Source organism: Streptomyces deserti, assembly GCF_054782695.1.
Genome location: NZ_BAAGRZ010000006.1, coordinates 72,332 through 87,792 on the forward strand (window position 1 = coordinate 72,332; position 15,461 = coordinate 87,792).

General features: G+C 70.4%; 15 protein-coding genes and 1 pseudogene. 4 read left to right on the plus strand and 12 right to left on the minus strand.

Annotation, left to right across the window (positions count from 1 at the left end; translation table 11 throughout):
* The first annotated feature begins 9 nt into the window (after positions 1–9).
* Both ACYVMZ_RS13890 and ACYVMZ_RS13895 read left to right on the plus strand, forming a co-directional pair.
* Entirely contained in the window at positions 10–1,278 is a 1,269-nt protein-coding gene (locus ACYVMZ_RS13890; protein WP_461079232.1) for an alginate lyase family protein, read from the plus strand.
* Between the two features lie 94 nt (positions 1,279–1,372).
* A pseudogene (locus tag ACYVMZ_RS13895) lies at positions 1,373–2,692 on the plus strand (carboxylesterase/lipase family protein); the annotation flags it as partial.
* A 253-nt stretch (positions 2,693–2,945) separates the two neighbouring features.
* Here ACYVMZ_RS13895 and ACYVMZ_RS13900 read toward each other — a convergent pair.
* The 3 genes from ACYVMZ_RS13900 to ACYVMZ_RS13910 are packed head-to-tail and all read right to left on the minus strand — an operon-like array spanning position 2,946 to position 4,141.
* Positions 2,946–3,074: a hypothetical protein gene (locus tag ACYVMZ_RS13900; protein WP_461079234.1), complete on the minus strand. Its 129-nt coding sequence runs from the start codon at positions 3,072–3,074 to the stop codon at positions 2,946–2,948.
* 42 nt (positions 3,075–3,116) lie between these two features.
* Entirely contained in the window at positions 3,117–3,311 is a 195-nt protein-coding gene (locus tag ACYVMZ_RS13905) for a DUF397 domain-containing protein (RefSeq protein ID WP_461079236.1), read from the minus strand.
* Complete coding sequence (locus ACYVMZ_RS13910) at positions 3,308–4,141, minus strand: helix-turn-helix domain-containing protein (protein ID WP_461079238.1); 834 nt, start codon at positions 4,139–4,141, stop codon at positions 3,308–3,310. Before ACYVMZ_RS13910 ends, ACYVMZ_RS13905 begins: the two co-directional genes overlap by 4 nt.
* A gap of 86 nt (positions 4,142–4,227) precedes the next feature.
* Between ACYVMZ_RS13910 and ACYVMZ_RS13915 the strand changes: the two genes are divergently transcribed.
* Positions 4,228–4,704, plus strand: a complete 477-nt coding sequence (locus ACYVMZ_RS13915; RefSeq protein WP_461079573.1) for an ATP-binding protein — start codon at positions 4,228–4,230, stop codon at positions 4,702–4,704.
* Between the two features lie 59 nt (positions 4,705–4,763).
* On the opposite strand, the gene ACYVMZ_RS13920 is transcribed toward ACYVMZ_RS13915, so the two are convergent.
* From ACYVMZ_RS13920 to ACYVMZ_RS13955, 8 genes are all read right to left on the minus strand, one after another.
* Entirely contained in the window at positions 4,764–5,819 is a 1,056-nt protein-coding gene (locus ACYVMZ_RS13920) for a LacI family DNA-binding transcriptional regulator (protein WP_461079240.1), read from the minus strand.
* 197 nt (positions 5,820–6,016) lie between these two features.
* On the minus strand, positions 6,017–7,393 hold the full coding sequence (locus tag ACYVMZ_RS13925) for a tryptophanase (protein ID WP_461079242.1): 1,377 nt from the start codon (positions 7,391–7,393) through the stop codon (positions 6,017–6,019).
* A gap of 28 nt (positions 7,394–7,421) precedes the next feature.
* Positions 7,422–8,600, minus strand: coding sequence for a tryptophan dimethylallyltransferase family protein (locus tag ACYVMZ_RS13930; protein ID WP_461079244.1), 1,179 nt, complete (start codon positions 8,598–8,600; stop codon positions 7,422–7,424).
* Between the two features lie 359 nt (positions 8,601–8,959).
* On the minus strand, positions 8,960–10,297 hold the full coding sequence (locus ACYVMZ_RS13935) for a cytochrome P450 (RefSeq protein WP_461079246.1): 1,338 nt from the start codon (positions 10,295–10,297) through the stop codon (positions 8,960–8,962).
* Positions 10,294–10,899: a GTP-binding protein gene (locus ACYVMZ_RS13940; RefSeq protein WP_461079248.1), complete on the minus strand. Its 606-nt coding sequence runs from the start codon at positions 10,897–10,899 to the stop codon at positions 10,294–10,296. The genes ACYVMZ_RS13935 and ACYVMZ_RS13940 overlap by 4 nt, the downstream gene beginning before the upstream one ends.
* Positions 10,874–11,251, minus strand: coding sequence for a DUF742 domain-containing protein (locus tag ACYVMZ_RS13945; RefSeq protein ID WP_461079250.1), 378 nt, complete (start codon positions 11,249–11,251; stop codon positions 10,874–10,876). Before ACYVMZ_RS13945 ends, ACYVMZ_RS13940 begins: the two co-directional genes overlap by 26 nt.
* Positions 11,248–11,649, minus strand: coding sequence for a roadblock/LC7 domain-containing protein (locus ACYVMZ_RS13950; RefSeq protein ID WP_461079252.1), 402 nt, complete (start codon positions 11,647–11,649; stop codon positions 11,248–11,250). The genes ACYVMZ_RS13945 and ACYVMZ_RS13950 overlap by 4 nt, the downstream gene beginning before the upstream one ends.
* The gene (locus ACYVMZ_RS13955; RefSeq protein WP_461079254.1) at positions 11,646–12,803 is read right to left on the minus strand and encodes a sensor histidine kinase; all 1,158 of its coding nucleotides are present in this window, start codon (positions 12,801–12,803) and stop codon (positions 11,646–11,648) included. Before ACYVMZ_RS13955 ends, ACYVMZ_RS13950 begins: the two co-directional genes overlap by 4 nt.
* A 614-nt stretch (positions 12,804–13,417) precedes the next feature.
* Between ACYVMZ_RS13955 and ACYVMZ_RS13960 the strand changes: the two genes are divergently transcribed.
* Positions 13,418–14,341, plus strand: coding sequence for a hypothetical protein (locus ACYVMZ_RS13960; protein ID WP_461079256.1), 924 nt, complete (start codon positions 13,418–13,420; stop codon positions 14,339–14,341).
* Between the two features lie 159 nt (positions 14,342–14,500).
* Here ACYVMZ_RS13960 and mmuM read toward each other — a convergent pair whose 3' ends face one another.
* Entirely contained in the window at positions 14,501–15,412 is a 912-nt protein-coding gene (gene mmuM / locus ACYVMZ_RS13965) for a homocysteine S-methyltransferase (RefSeq protein WP_461079258.1), read from the minus strand.
* Positions 15,413–15,461: the final 49 nt, after the last annotated feature.

The window sequence follows — 15,461 nt, forward strand, 5'->3', positions numbered from 1 at the left end:
ATGCACCACATGAGCCGCACTTCCCCCCACACGCACCTCCGGACAACCGAACAGACACCCCAGATGAGCCGCCGCGGTCTGCTGAAGACCGCCGGCGGTCTCACCGCCGCCCTCGCCGTCGGCGGCGCCACGGCCGCGCTGACCGGCACCCCCGCCGGCGCGGCCCCCTCGACCTGGACCCACCCCGGGATGCTGCACAACTGGGGCGACATCAACCGCGCCAAGGTCAGGGTCGCCGCCGGCGACGACCCCTGGCTGTCCGGCTGGAGGAGGCTCACCGCCAACTCCCACTCCCAGTCCACCTGGACACCCAACCCGCAGGAAACCATCATCCGCGGCGGCACCGGCCAGAACTACGGCATCCTCTACAACGACATCCACGCCGCCTACCAGAACGCCCTGCGCTGGAAGGTCGGCGGCACCGAGGCCAACGCCCAGTGCGCCGCCCGCATCCTCAACGCCTGGTCAGCCACCCTGACGACCATCACCGGCAACGCCGACCGGTTCCTCGCCGCCGGCATCTACGGCTGGCAGTTCGCCAATGCGGCCGAACTGATGCGGGACTACCCGGCGTTCGACCTCGGTCGCTTCCAGCAGATGATGGCCAGGGTCTTCTACCCGCTCAACAACCAGTTCCTCACAGGCCACAACGACGCCTGCATCACCAACTACTGGGCGAACTGGGACCTGTGCACCATGGCCTCCATCCTCGCCATCGGCATCCTCAACGAGGACGCCGCCAAGTACGACCAGGCCGTCACGTACTTCAAGTCCGGCGCGGGCAACGGCTCCCTCCGCAACGCCGTCCCGTTCCTGTACCCCGGCGTCGAGGGCTACGACCTCGGCCAGTGGCAGGAGTCCGGCCGCGACCAGGGCCACACCGTCATGGGCATGGGCCAGATGGGCGCCCTCTGTGAGATGGCCTGGAACCAGGGGGAGGACCTCTACTCGTACGACGGCCGCCGCTTCATGAAGGCCGCCCAGTACGTCGCCAAGTACAACCTGGGCATGGACGTCCCCTACACCACCTACACCTGGGGCAGCGGACAGAACTGCGCCCAGCAGTCACAGACCGTCATCGGCTCCGGCTCCCGCGGCCAGGTCCGCCCGGTGTGGGCGATGCTCCACTACCACTACAACCGGCGTCTGTACCTCGACGACAAGTACATCGCCCAGATGTGCTTCTCGGTCGCCCCCGAGGGCGGCGGCGGTGACTACGGATCCACCAGCGGCGGCTACGACCAGCTGGGCTTCGGCACGCTGATGTACGCCAAATAGCCCTCATACGGTGCTCGTGCGCCGGAATACCCGGAGCCGGTGTGATGCTCTGGAGTTACCCGGTGCACGAGCGCGGCGAAGGGCTGGTGGGCGTATGACGGCAGGCCAGACGAACCCCGTGGTCAGCGACCAGACGGACCCCGTGGTCAAGACCCCCTACGGGGCCGTGCGCGGCAGATACGAGCACGGGATCGCCGTGTTCCGGGGCATCCCGTACGCGGCGCCCCCATTCGGTCCCCGGCGCTTCAGGCCGCCCGTGCCCCCGGAACCCTGGGACGGGGTGCGCGACGCGGGCACCTTCGGGCCGACGGCGCCCAAACCCCCGTACTCCGAGGCCTTCGCCCAGTACCTGTCCGACCCCGTCGTGCCCGGCGACGACTGCCTCAACCTCAACGTGTGGACACCACAGCCGGACCCGGGCGCCCGGCTCCCCGTCCTCGTCTGGCTGCACGGCGGCGCCCTGACCAGGGGCTCCTCCGCCGTGCCCGTGTACGACGGCCGCACCTTCGCCCGCGACGGCGTCGTGTTCGTGTCCGTCAACTACCGGCTGGGGGTGGAGGGCTACGGCCTGTTCCCCGACACCCCCGCCAACCCCGGGCTGCGCGACCAGATCGCCGCCCTGACCTGGGTGCACCAGGCGATCGAGGCCTTCGGCGGCGACCCCGGCCGGATCACCCTGGCCGGCCAGTCCGCCGGCGCCATCAGCACCGGTGCCCTCATCGCCGCCCCGCAGACCCAGGGCCTGGTCAGACGGGCGATCCTGCAGAGCGGGCCGCCCGAGGCAGCGGACCGGGACAAGGTACGGCGCATGGTGCGCCGCATGGCGACCCGGCTGAAGATCCCCGCCACCGCCGAGGCCTTCGCCGCCGTCGACCGCGACCTGCTGCTGCGCACCCAGGGCGAGGTGGGCAAGCTGAGCAGTCCGGTGCTCGGCGGACCCGCCTTCGGCATCGTCGTCGACGGCGACGTCGTCCCCCGCGACCCGCTGGAGGCACTCACCGACGGCGGGGCGGCCCCCGGCGTCGACCTGCTCATGGGTTGGACCCGCGACGAGTACCGGCTGTGGCTGGTGCCCGGCGGACTGCTCGAGCGCGTCGACCGGCTCGGCCCGGTCGCCCTGGCCGGTGCCATGGCCCGCTGCCGCTGCGGCAGCGACGTCCCGCGCGGCTACCGCGCCCTGCACCCCGAGGCGGGCACCGCCGAGATCGTCGGCCAGCTGGTCACCGACCACCTGCTCAGGATCCCGCTGCACCACCTGGCCGACGCCCGCACGGAGGCGTCGTACGTGTACGAGTTCGCCTGGCCCTCGAACCGTCCGGGCCTCGGCGCCTGCCACGCCCTCGAACTCGGCTTCGTCTTCGACACCGGGGACGTCCCCGAATCCCGCAAACTGGCCGGGGAGGGCGCCCCGCAGCAGCTCGCCGACGCCATGCACGGAGCCTGGGTGCGCTTCGCGGCGGACGGCGACCCGGGCTGGGAGCGCTGGGACGCGAGGCATCCGGTGCGGATCTTCGGCGATCGCCGACGGGAGGGTGGATCCGGTGGACCGGATACAGGTGACGGTGGGCTGGATACCGTCGGCGGTGTGCTGGATACCGTAGGCGACGAACCGTATACGGCGTACGGCCCGCGGGATCCCGAGCTCGCCCTGTGGGCGGTCGACGCCGTCACCCCTCCGGAATCCACACTCGCATCGGACCTGGCCGACGGTTCGCCCACACGCAGTGCGGAACTGCGGTCAGTGGTACGGCGGCTCCGTCGCTCCGGCGCACTCCGCCGGCACTGACCACCGTCACCGGGAAAGGGGCCCGGGCCGGGACAAGATCCCGACCCGGGTTTCAGCGGGCTCGGAGTGACTGGGCCAGGTTGAGGAACGCGGTCCAGGTGTCCGGGGTGACGGTGAGGTGGGGTGCTGTGGGGGTCTTGGAGTCACGGACGTGGATGGCGGTGGGGTGATAGGCGACTTCGAGGCAGGCGCCGCCCTCACCGCTGCTGTAGCTGGACTTGAACCACTCGTTTGCGGTGCCGCTCATCTCTCTCCCAGAAGCCGGTCCAACAGGTCCCTCGTGTCCTCGGCGTTGAGGGCCTGCGTTCGCAGCATCGCATACTTCTGGGTCAGGATCGCCACCTCGTCCGGGCTGGCGATCAAGGTGCTTCCGCGCTGCGTCTCGCTGTAGCCGAGCCGCTGATGTTCGGGGGTCTCCAGCAGGATGAACGGGCCTTCCAGTCCGGCGTGCGCGGTACGGCCCAGCGGCAGGATCTGCAACGTGATCCCGGGCAGGTCGGCGTACTCGCGCAGATGCCGCAACTGCTCGACGTACACGCGTCGTCCGCCCAAGTGGTCCCTGAGGGCGGCTTCCCAGATGACGAAGCTCGTGATCGGCGGCACCTTGCGGTGCAGGATCTCGCGTCGCTCGATGCGCTTGGCCACGAGCTGCTCGATCTCATCCTCGTCGTAGACCGGAACGCGGTTACGGAACACCGCCCGCGCATACCCCTCCGTCTGGAGCAGACCAGGCACCAGCAGACTCTCGTACCACGAGATGGCGATGGCCTCCCGCTCCTGATCCAGATACTCCTCCGCCCACAGCGGTACGAGATCCACCTCCGGCATGTGCTCCAGCGCGGCGGACAACGCCCCCTTGGTGCCGAGGAGTTCGTCGAGCTGCTCGGCGAGATCCGGCTTCAGTGGACGTCTGCCCTGCTCGATGGAGGCGATCTGCTCCTCGCCGACGACGAAGATCTGGCCCAGGGACTTCTGGGTGTGCCCGGCGGCCTGGCGGTAGAGGGCGAGCAGTGCGCCCACCATCCTCATCGCCGAGGCGTTCCTGCGTGACCGTCGTGACCGTGTCGTGGTGCTCATGCCGGTGCAACTCCCCACCCGCGCGCGTACGTTCACTGACGCGCACCCGTACAAACCAGATGTACGGGTGCGCGCTCTGTTTCATGATGACCACACAGAGTGACTCTGGTCACGTGAACACGGAAACTCCACCCTGGCCTCAACCCCCGTCCCCGCGTGAGCGGTTCTACCGCCGCGAACGCCAGTCCGTGCCGGCCGCGCGTGCGTTCGCGCGGGAGGCGCTCGTCGACTGGGGTGTGCGCGGGCGCGCGGACGATGTGCTGCTGTGCGTCAGCGAACTCGCGACCAACGCCCTGGTGCACGGCGTACCGCCCGGCCGCGGCTTCCTGCTGCGGGTGTTGCCGTACGGCGATGACGGCGGGGTGCGGATCGAGGTGCACGACAGCGGGGACGGCGTACCGGCCGTACCGCACACGGAAGTCCAGGAGCCGGGCGAGGGCGGGCGCGGGCTGCTGCTGGTGTCCGAGCTGGCGGACAAGTGGGGCGTGGGGGAGAGGGACCCCGGCAAGATCGTCTGGTGTGAGTTCGCGGGCCGGGGCATGTCGTGCGGAGAGCGGGATTGAAGACCTGCGATCCTCTTCACGGCCCGGGGGCGCCCGGCCCCCGATGCTCGTCGAACCGCTCAGGCCTGCCCCGCCCCCACCGAATCCCGCACCACCACATGCGTCCCCAGCAGCAGATGCTCGTCGGGGGCGTCGGGGGAGCGTTCCAGGGCCGTGCGGACGGCGAGGCGGCCCAGTTCCTCGTAGGGGACGTGGACCGTCGTCAGGGCGGGGTGCAGGTCGCGGGCGAAGGGGATGTCGTCGTAGCCGGCCAGAGAGACGTCGCCGGGTACGTCCAGGCCCGCCTCGTGCAGGGCGGTGAGCGCGCCCGCGGCGACCATGTCGGTGGCGGCGACCACCGCCGTGAACTCCAGCCCCTGCTTCAGCGCCTGCTGCATCAGGCGGTGGCCGGAGTCGCGGGTGAAGTCGCCGTGCAGCAGCAGCGCCGGGTCGGGTTCCAGGCCGCGGGCGCGGTGGGCGGCGAGGTAGCCGCGTTCGCGGCCCTGGGCCGTGGTGTGGTCCGGTTTGCCGCCGAGGAACAGTACGCGCCGGTGGCCCTGGGCGAGGACGTGGGCGACCAGGGTGTAGGCGCCGCCTTCGTTGTCGTACTCGATGACCGTCACCGGGGCGCCGGGGCCGAGCGGGGGCCGGCCGCACAGGACGAGGCGAGAGCCGGCCGACGCCAGGGCGTCCGCCATGCGGCGGGTGCGCTCACGGTACTCGGGAGTGTCGGCGGTGCCGCCGACCAGGATCACGGCGGCGGCCCGCTGGGCGCGCATCATCTCCACGAACTCCAGCTCGTGCCGGACGTCGCCCTCCGTGCTGCACACCAGGCACAGATGCCCGAGCCGGGTCGCCTCCCGTTCCACGCCGTGCGCCATGTGCGCGAACGACGGCCCGGTGATGTCCTCCAGCACGAACGCCAGCGTGGGTGTGCCGACGCCCGCGACCGCCTTCGCGCGCGCGTCGGCGACGTAGTCCAGGTCGCGCACCGCCCGCATCACACGCGCGCGGGTCGCCGCGCTCACCGGATACACCCCGCCGAGCACCCGCGACACCGTCGACGCCGACACCCCCGCGCGGGCCGCCACGTCCCGGATGGTGCTGCGGCCGACGTCCCCGCTCTTCCTCGTCATCCCTGCCTCGTCCCTCTCCCGGGCAGCGTGCCCGTCCCCCTGCGGGAACTGCGGCAACGCCATGGCAACCGGTTCCCAGTGCGGAGGCTAGCAGCGGGGGAGGGGCGGGGACGAGGGGAGGGGCCGGCGCCGACGACGCGGCTTTCTTCGCTCGCCGCGTCGTCGTCCCTCCTGCCCACGGCGGATGGGGCGCCCCTTCAGGATGCGCTGGGCTGGACCGGTTCCAGTTTGATGCTGAAGTGACGGAGGATCGGGGACTGGTCGACGATGCGGTAGCCGTGCACCGAGCTGGGGTCTTTGGCTATGTCCGCCAGCGTCTGGGCGACGTGGTCGTAGTGGCTGCGGGTGTAGACCCGGCGGGGCAGCGCCAGGCGCACGAGTTCGTAGGGCGCCGACTTGACGGGGTTGCCGTGTTCGTCTTCCTCGCCGAGGTAGAGGGATCCCAGTTCTGCTGAACGGATGCCTCCGCGGAGGTAGAGCTGGCAGGCCAGAGCGTGGCCGGGGTACTGGTGCGGGGGTATGTGGGGCAGGAGCCGCCCGGCGTTGAGGTAGAGGGCGTGCAGGCCGGCGGGTTCGACGATGTCGACGCCGGCGGCCCGGATGCGCTGGGCGAGGTGGTCGGCGATGTCGGCGCGCTCGGCGAGGTAGGCGGGCTCGGTGACCTCACGGAGTCCCTGGGCCATCATGTCGAGGTCGCGTCCGGCCAGGCCGCCGTAGGTGGCGAAGCCTTCGGTCGCGATGAGGAGGCGTTCGCATTTCTGGGCGAGTTCGGGGTCGTTGAGGCCGATGAAGCCGCCGATGTGGACGATGCCGTCCTTCTTGGCGCTCATGATGCACCCGTCGGCCAGACGGAAGGCTTCCTCGGCGACCTGGCGGGGGGTGCGGTCCTGGTAGCCGGGTTCGTGACGGGTCACCAGCCAGGCGTTCTCGGCGAACCGCGCGGCATCGAGGATCATGGGGACGCCGTGGCGGCGGCACAGGTCGGCGGTCCTCCGCAGGTTGTCCATGGACACCGGCTGCCCGCCTCCGCCGTTGTTGGTGATCGTCATCACCACCGCGGCCACGGGCTTGTCCTGCGCACTGGCCAGTGCGTGCTCGAGGGCCCGCAGGTCGATGTCGCCCTTGAAGGGGTGCCGGCTGTCCAGGTCCTTGGCCTCGGGGCACGGAAGATCGCGGGCCTGGCAGCCGGCCAGCTCCACATTGGCGCGGGTCGTGTCGAAGTGCGTGTTGGACAGGACGGTGCTGCCCGGTGTGAGGAGCGAGGAGAACAGGATGCGTTCCGCCGCGCGTCCTTGGTGGACGGGCAGGATGTGCGGGTAGCCGGTGAGCTCGCTGACCGTTTCGTGGAAACGGTAGAAAGAACGGGAGCCCGCATAGGACTCGTCGCCGTTCATGCCCGCTGCTAGCTGGGCGGCGGAGATGGCCCCGGTTCCCGAGTCGCTCAGCAGGTCGATGGTGACCTCGTCGGCCCGCAGGTCGAACAGGTTGTAGGAGACCCGTCGCAGGGCTTCCTCGCGCTGCCGGACGGTGGTGAGGGGGATGGGCTCGACGACCTTGATCCGGTACGGCTCCACTGGGTCCTTCCTTCTGACGTTCCGTGGATCACTGCGTGGATGGCTGGTGGGCGGACGTGGCCGGCCGGTCGCCGGCCGGGACATGGCCGGGCCGGTACGGCAGCGGGGGGCGCACCGCGTATGCCTCCGAGGAGACGTACGCGGTGACGCGGGGCCGTCGGCCGCGCTCATGGGCGAGGGCCAGGTAGGCGATCAGACCGACACCGTCGGAGAGCTGTCGCGTGGTGAGGGCGCCCAGGGCGCGGCTGAGGACCGAGGGGTCCATGCCGAAGTGGGTCAGCAGGACGCCGGCGCGGGCGAGGGCCTCCTCGTCGTCACGGACGTAGTCGCGGACCGGGATGTGCAGGGTGAAGCCGCTCGGCCGGCCGGTTTCGTTGTCGGTGAAGGAGTGGCAGGTCAGCGCCGGTCGCCTGCCCAGTGGCGCCTCGCGTTCACCGGCCGCCCCGGTGGGCGGGCGACTTCCCGCGGCGATGCGGAAGAAGGTGGTGACGTCTTCGGGCGCGGGGCCGGGCTCCGCGCGGTTCAGCGCGCAGGCTTCGTGTGGCCAGAGACGGGGGTGCTTGGTGTAGACCTTGACGCGGGGCGTCTCCCAGCTGCCGAGGTCCAGGGCGAGGAAGGGATACCCGGCCGCGGCGGGGAGCGCCGCGAACGCCTGCCGATGACCGAGCCGGTGCAGTGCCTCCCGCACCGTGGCGGCGGCCTGCTCGGGCCCGGACGCGGCGGGGTTGAGGTAGATCTTCACTCCGGGGACACCGCCGGGCCGTAACTCCAGCGCGTACCAGAGCGCCAGGGGTCCCTGGGCGGACGGGGGGAGGAACAGATCCTCCAACTTCTCGAGCTGGGCGGTGGAGAAGTCCCAGCGGCGGGCCATGTCCCGGATGACGCCGAGCCCTTGGCGTCCGTTGTCCGTCATGTCGTCGGCGGTGCAGCCGGGTTCCACCAGGACACGCAGTACGGGTGCGGCGTCCGGTCGGAAGGCCAGGGAGAACTCGACCGGCGTGTGGTCGTCGGAGATGAAGCTCGGCGAGGGAGGCGGCTGGGACAACGGGCGCCCGGACGCGTCCCCGAGGGAGTCGGCCAGGGTCTGTGCGTAGAGGGCGATGTCCGCGTCCTTCAGACCCACGACGGCGCCCAGCCGCCGCAGTTGGCCGGTGACATGGTCGCCGAGTGTGACGATGCCCGCGTCAGCTTCCGGTGCCTCGTTCACCGACGCCGTCCTCATCGGGTCTCCCGAAGCGCCGGGCGGCAAGACAGAGAGGGCGCGGGCGAGCCGGCGGCCCGAGCGGGGGCAAAAAGATACCCGCCGTCGGGGGCGGGTATCCGGCCGTGCGGCCTGTCTTTCTCGGCACGTATGAGGAAGATCTTCTTCTGGGCGGACGGGTGGTGAAACGACACGGCGGTGGGTTGCCGGACGGAAGCGGCAGCGGTGGCGTTCGGCTCCACTGTCTCTCCTTCAACTTGTGATGACTCAGACACCCTCCGCGGTCACTACCCCTGCGATTGAACGTTCATGCAGTCAGCGGTGGCGGCCGCCTGTTACCTGTGTCACCCCTTGCCTACATGCTGTTACGTCTTCAGCCAGGTGAGGAAGGAGCTCCACAGCCCACCACGTTCCTTGGCCGGAGCGGCCGCGGAGGTCGCCGGGGCCTGTGAGGCCTGCGGCGGCTGAGGCTGTGCGCCGCTCCGCGGCGCGGCGGGGGTGAAGCGGGCCGGCAGCTGAGCCAGCGCCCGGTTGAACGGGCCGGGGCGCCAGGTCAGGCTCTCCTCGGGGACCGCGAGTTCCACATCGGGCAGTTCGTTGAAGAGGTGCTCGATGGCTGCCAGAGTGATCAGCCGTGCGGGCTCCTTGGAGGGGCATGCGTGCGGCCCGGCGCTCCAGGCGAGGTGGGCCCGGTTACTGCCCTGCCCGGTCGCGGACCGTGCCGAGGCGGCGTTCGCGGCCTGGAAACTCACCAGCACCAGATCGCCGGCGGCGAGCTTCTCCCCGGCGAACTCCATGTCCCTGGCCGGGTAGTGGGGCGCGTAGTTGGACATCGGCGGGTTGTGCCACAGAGTGTCGTCGAGGGCTTCCTCCACCAGCCCGCTCTGCGCGTACCGGTCGTTGGTCAACAGCAGGTGGAGGGTGTTGGCGATGAGGTTGCGCAGTGGCTCCGCGCCGGCGCCGAGCAGCAGCACGAGCTGGTGGGCCATCTCCTGGTCGTCCAGCTGGGCCGGGTGCCGCATCAGCCACGACGTGACGTCGTCGCCCGGCCTGCCCCGCTTCAGCGCGACCAGTTCGCTCACAGCCTGGAAGAGCACCTGGTTGGCCTTCTCGGCGTTGATGCCGTCGAAGATGCCGGAGATGCCGAACATGACCCGGTCGCCGATCTCCGCGGGACACCCGAAGAGCTCGTTGAAGACGAACAGCGGAAGCTGCTTGGCGTAGTCGTTCAGCAGGTCGGCCGATCCGCGGGCGCTGAACTGGGAGATGAGATAACGAGCGATCCGGTCGACGTTCTCGCTCAACCGGTGGCTGTCGACCCGCGCGAAGCTCTCGGTGACGGCCTGGCGCAGCCGCAGATGCTCGGCGCCGTCGGAGAACATGCAGTTGGGCCGGTAGGCCAGCAGGGGCAGGACAGGGCTGTCCGGACTGATCCTGCCTTCGTTGAGATCCCGCCACCGGCGGGAGTCCTTACGGAACTCACCCGGATTCTGCAGCAGATCCAGCGCTGCCGCGTAGTCCGTCACCAGGGTCGCTTCCACACCCGGGGCCAGCTCGACGGGGGCCGTCGGGCCGTGGTGACGCATGTAGGCGTAGTAGGAGTGCGGATCGGCGGCGAACTCCGCGGTGTACAGGGGTATCCGCTGACCGCTGCCGTGGGCGGGGCAGCCGGGCGGCGGGACGGGGGTCGGTTCGCTGGTCATGCGTGCTCCAGAGCGGCGCGTTCGTGTAGGTAGCGAACGAGAGTGATCAACGCCTTCGCCGATGAGCTCTCGTCCCGTGCGTCGATGACGACGACCGGGGTGTCGGGCAGCAGGTCGAGCGCCTCACGCAGCGCCCCTTCGGTGCGGGCCGGCGAGCCGTCGAAGTGGTTGACCGCGATGGCGTAGGCCAGCCCGTACTGCTCGATCAGGTCGATGACGGCGAAGGAGTCCGCCAGCCGTTCCGGATCCACCAGAACCAGGGCTCCCAGGGCACCCCGGGCCATGTCCTCCCAGATCTGGACGAACCGTTGCTGCCCCGGTGTGCCGAACAGATAGAGCACGACCCGGTCGCTGATCGTCAGACGTCCGAAGTCCATGGCGACCGTGGTCGTGGTCTTGCCCTGCACTCCCTTGAGATCGTCGACCGCTTCCGCCACGCGTGTCATGTTCTCTTCGGTGGACAGCGGGGGAATCTCGGAGATCGTGCCGATGAAGGTCGTCTTGCCGACCGCGAAGTGCCCGACGACCAGGATCTTCACCGCGGTCTGCGCCGCGCCGCCCCGGACGTAGGCGCCCTCATCCAAAGTGCGCTTGGAGTCCATCAAGCACCTCCCGGAGCAGCTGTTCGTCGGCGAGACGCGCCCGGGGCACGGGCGCTCGGGTGATCAGATAGCCCCCCTCTGCCAGGGAACTGAGGAGGATCTTCAGGACACCCAGCGGCAGTTGGGTGTGACCGGCGATCTCGGCGACGGAGAGGTAGCCGCCGGAGCACATGTCCAGCAGCTGCTGTTCCTCGGGGGAGAGCCGGTTGGGACGCTGCCGCTGATCGCTGGCCGTTGTCACGAGAGTGATCAGGGAGAACTGATCCTCGGCGGGCAGATCACGCCCGCGTGTGATGACGTACGGCCGTACTAACTCAGCGGCTTCAGGCTCATCGGGAGTGTTGTCAGTCATGAGCGGTGGCCGAAGTCCTCGCGGGGTGATGTCGACAGTTCCTTGCCCAGCTGGCCGACCAGCTGCTGCATACGGAACGTGATGTCTGCCATGTCGATGTCGACTGCCGCCGAAACCGCCAGGTAGGCGCCCTCGCCGGCGGAGATCAGGAACACCCAGCCGCCGTCGAACTCCACCAGTGTCTGGCGCCACTGAAGGTTCTCACCATCACAGAAGAACCCCAGGGACCGGCTGAGTGACTGCACACCGCTCATCGCGGCGGCGACCGTGTCGGCCGTGTCCCGGCCGAGGTCCTTCGTACGGGCCATCAGCAGACCGTCGGCCGAGACCAGGACCGCATGCAGGGCCCCGGGAATCTCCAGAGCACTGTCCAGCATCCACGACAGGTCGTTGTTCACGAAGTCTCCGGTCCCTTACTTGCGTCTGCGTGGCTCGTTCGGCGCATCGCATCCAGCGGTGCCGCCCGGCCGGTCTCGGTACCCCGTTGAAAGGCGCCCATGATCGAGGCCGTCTCCTCGGTGGAGCGGGCGGGCGAGCGCTGCGTTCCCGGACCGCTCGGCACCACGGCCATGGGCCTCGGTTTGCGTCGGCGCTTGGGCAGCCCGTCGGCGGTCGTCCCCACGGCATCCGCGTCGGCCTCGCCCGAGCCCGCACCTGCCACGAGCGTCGCTGCCGGCTTCTTCGGCTCCGGCATGCTCGTCAGGAGCTCCTCCGGAAGCAGCACCACCGCGCGGACACCCCCGTAGGGGGAGGTGGAGTCGACGGACACGGTGAAGCCGTAGCGCTGACACAGCGCACCGATCACCGCGAAACCGAACTGCGGAGGGTTGCCGAGCCCGGAGACGCCCGCGGCCCGTTCGCCGGACAGCAGCTCCGCCGCCTTGGCCTTCTCCTCCTCGTTCATACCGACACCCGCGTCATCGACGACGACGCAGATGCCCTTGGGCACGGACCGGACGTTGATCTCGACCACGGTTTCCGGAGCGGAATAGCTCGTGGCGTTGTCCAGCAGTTCGGCCACGGCCAGGGCGATCGGCTCAACGGCCCGGCTGGTGATCGCGAAGTCGACCTGCGAGAGGATCTCGACCCGCTGGTAGTGGCGGATCCGCCCCTGCGCGCTGCGGATCACGTCGTAGACCGAAGCGGGCTGCCGCTGCCGACCGAGCCATCCCTCGCACAGGACGGCGATGGACTGAGCCCGCCTCCCGAACTGGGAGTTCATGTGGTCGATCTCCAGCAGATCCTGGAGTATCACCGAGTCCCCGTACTTAGCCTGCAGCTTGGAGATGACCAGCTGCTGCTCCGCGGCGAGGCCCTGCAGGGTCCGCATGGCGGACTTCAGTACCGTCTTCGTCGCTTCCTCGGCCCGCTCCTCGGCCTGCCGGACGATCTCCGCGTAGCCGCCCTGCAGCTCGGCATACGAGGACCTGAGCTCGTCGCTCCCCTTGCGTAACTTCTTTATCGCCTTCCGCTGGCGGATAATGACCGTGGCCGCGGCTGGGGCACCGGCAACGAGCGCCCAGACTGCCGGGTCCAGCATGTTCTGCGTCATATGACTCTCTTCAAGCGACTGAGGCCCAGTTGCTGAAAACTGCCCGCTCGCGTGACAGGCGGCAGTATGTGGTGGGCTCGCCACCATGGGCTGCCCCTTGCCGAAAGACGTCGTCTCACGGAGCTCGTGGCCCGGTCGGCAAGTGCCCGGATCATATCACCGGACTTAGTTGGCGTTTCGTCAAGTAGTGGGGCAGCGCCGGAACTTGGCGAAGATTCGGGTGTGGCCCGATGGAGAAGATGTGCACCGGCCGTTCCTCTCGTTGAACAGGCGGGAGGGAGGCGGCCGGGGCAATCGTAGGCGGTCGGCGCACGGCCGGGCTACACGGGCCTGCGGACGGGCAGGCCCGACCGCCCTGGGAGGCTTCCCTCCCGCCATATCCCGGGCATGCCGGACGTCCCGTGCTCCGGACGCCGCGCCGTCACGCAGAGCGACACGCCCGCGGTCCACTGCGTGGGGTCCACTGCGTGGGATCTACTGCGTGGGGACGCTGTCCCGCCATGACACCGGCCCCACTCCGGGCGTCGGCGCTCTCCCCTTCGTCCGGTCGGCTTCGTCCGGTCGGCGCCCGAGTTCGATGTGCGCGGGGGCCCGACCCGATGCAGGCTGAGGACATGCAGCGCAAGGGCGGCCGCCGTCGGGAGGGCGGGGAACGGGATGTGGAGGCCGTTCTCGACGAGCTGTACGTCACGCCGCCGTCCGCCTTCGTCTCCCGCCGTGAGGAGTTGGCCGCCGAGGCCAGGAAGGACGGCCGGGCCGACGACGCCCGCCGCATCCACTCCGCCCGCCGCCCCACTCTCGCGGCCTGGACCGCGAACCTGCTCTTCCGTTCCCGGCCGGAGGAGAGCCGGCGCTTCCTGGAACTGGGGCAGTCGCTGCGCGAGGCCTACCGCACGCTGGACGCCTCCGGCCTCAAGGAGCTGTCCGCGCGGCGGCGCCAGGTGGTCTCCGCCCTGTCCCGGCAGGCCGCCCAGCTGGCCGGTGCGGCCGGGCACCGGCCGTCGGGCGCGGTACAGGAGGAGGTCGAGTCGACCCTGCGTGCCGTGCTCGCCGATCCGGAAGCGGCGCAGCGGTGGGCCACCGGACGTCTGGAGAGTGCCCTCACGCCGCCGTCGGAGTTTCCCTCCGGTGCGACGTCGACCGCCGGTACAGCGAAACACCCGGCCCGGGCGCCGGCCCGTCCCCCGGAGAAGGGCCAAGTCGCCGAGCGACGCCGCCAACGGCAGGAGCGGCTCGCCCAGGCCAGGGAGGCGGCCGAGGCTGCCGCGCGGCGGCTTGGCGAGCAGCGTGAGCGGCAGGCCGAGGCCGAGGAATCCCTGCGGCGGGCACGCGACCGGCGGGAGCAGGCCCGGCAGCAGGTCGCCGCCGCCGAGGAAGAGCTGCGGCGGGCACGTGAGGAGCTCGAGCGAGCCGACCGCCATCAGCGCCAGGCGGAGGAGCACCACGCCACGGCCGCCGACGCACTCGCCCGCCTCGAACGGGAGGCCCGCGAGGCCGACCGGGAGGTCGAACGCCTCAGCGGCTCACGTGCCAGGTAGCCCACGGCGTCGGGCCCCCGCCGACGCCCCCGCGGTCCCTCGGTCTTGAAGTCGCGCCCCGGCCAGCGCCCTCGCGGTCCCTCGGTCCCTCGGTACCTCGGTACCTCGGTCCCGAAGTCACGCCCCGCCCACCACCCCCGCAAACCCCCGATCCCCAAGTCACGCCCCCGCCAACACCCCCGCAATCCCCGAGATCGCCTCCGGCCCCACCCGGCAGCACCCCCCGATCAGCCGCGCACCGGACTCCCGCCAGCCCTTCACCTGTTCGGCGCCGAAGGTGGACCGGCCCTCCCAGGCGCGCGCCTCGGCGTTCCAGGTCTCACCGCTGTTGGGGTAGACGACGACGGGCTTCCCGGTGACGCGGGCCGCGATCTCGATCGCGCGGTCCACGTCCTGCGGAGCACAGCAGTTGACGCCGACCGCGATCACTTCGTCCACGTCGGCGGCCAGGGCGAAGGCCTCCTCCAGCGGCTGGCCGGCACGCGTTCGCAGACCGTCGACGGTATACGAAAGCCAGGCCGGCACCCCGAACCCGCGCACCGCCCGCAGCAGCGCCGCCGCCTCGTCGGCGTCCGGGACTGTCTCCAGGGCGAGGACGTCGGGGCGGGCGGCGGCCAGCACCTCCATGCGGGGCCGGTGGAAGCGCTCCAGTTCGTCGACCGTGAGCCCGTAGCGACCCCGGTACTCGGAACCGTCCGCGAGCATCGCCCCGTACGGACCGACCGACGCGGCCACCCACAGCGGACGCGTCGTCCGCGCCCGCCGGGCCGCCTCGCGCGCCGACTCCACGCTCAGCGTGAGGAGTTCGGCCGCGCGCTCACGGTCGATCCCGCGCCCCGCGAAGCCCTCGAAGGTGGCCTGGTAGCTGGCGGTGATCGCCACGTCGGCGCCCGCCTCGAAGTAGGCGAGGTGCGCCTCGGTGACCGCCTCCGGCCGCTCGGCGAGCAGCCGCGCCGACCACAGGTCGTCACTCAGGTCGTGCCCGGCCGACTCGAGCTGGTTGGACATGCCGCCGTCGAGGACGACCGCCCCGGTGGCGAGGGCTTCGGCGAGGGTGATGGCGCTGGTCATGATGTCGACGGTAGTCGAGGCGGCGCGGGAAGCCACACCGCGCTGTGTC

What these genes read in the sequence shown, in the direction of transcription:
- ACYVMZ_RS13890 (WP_461079232.1), top strand. Translation starts at nt 10, where the DNA reads ATGAGCCGCACTTCCCCCCACACGCACCTCCGGACAACCGAACAGACA.
- ACYVMZ_RS13905 (WP_461079236.1), bottom strand. Translation starts at nt 3,311, where the DNA reads ATGAGCGGCACCGCAAACGAGTGGTTCAAGTCCAGCTACAGCAGCGGT.
- ACYVMZ_RS13910 (WP_461079238.1), bottom strand. Translation starts at nt 4,141, where the DNA reads ATGAGCACCACGACACGGTCACGACGGTCACGCAGGAACGCCTCGGCG.
- ACYVMZ_RS13915 (WP_461079573.1), top strand. Translation starts at nt 4,228, where the DNA reads ATGACCACACAGAGTGACTCTGGTCACGTGAACACGGAAACTCCACCC.
- ACYVMZ_RS13920 (WP_461079240.1), bottom strand. Translation starts at nt 5,819, where the DNA reads ATGACGAGGAAGAGCGGGGACGTCGGCCGCAGCACCATCCGGGACGTG.
- ACYVMZ_RS13935 (WP_461079246.1), bottom strand. Translation starts at nt 10,297, where the DNA reads ATGACCAGCGAACCGACCCCCGTCCCGCCGCCCGGCTGCCCCGCCCAC.
- ACYVMZ_RS13940 (WP_461079248.1), bottom strand. Translation starts at nt 10,899, where the DNA reads ATGGACTCCAAGCGCACTTTGGATGAGGGCGCCTACGTCCGGGGCGGC.
- ACYVMZ_RS13945 (WP_461079250.1), bottom strand. Translation starts at nt 11,251, where the DNA reads ATGACTGACAACACTCCCGATGAGCCTGAAGCCGCTGAGTTAGTACGG.
- ACYVMZ_RS13955 (WP_461079254.1), bottom strand. Translation starts at nt 12,803, where the DNA reads ATGACGCAGAACATGCTGGACCCGGCAGTCTGGGCGCTCGTTGCCGGT.
- ACYVMZ_RS13960 (WP_461079256.1), top strand. Translation starts at nt 13,418, where the DNA reads ATGCAGCGCAAGGGCGGCCGCCGTCGGGAGGGCGGGGAACGGGATGTG.
- mmuM (WP_461079258.1), bottom strand. Translation starts at nt 15,412, where the DNA reads ATGACCAGCGCCATCACCCTCGCCGAAGCCCTCGCCACCGGGGCGGTC.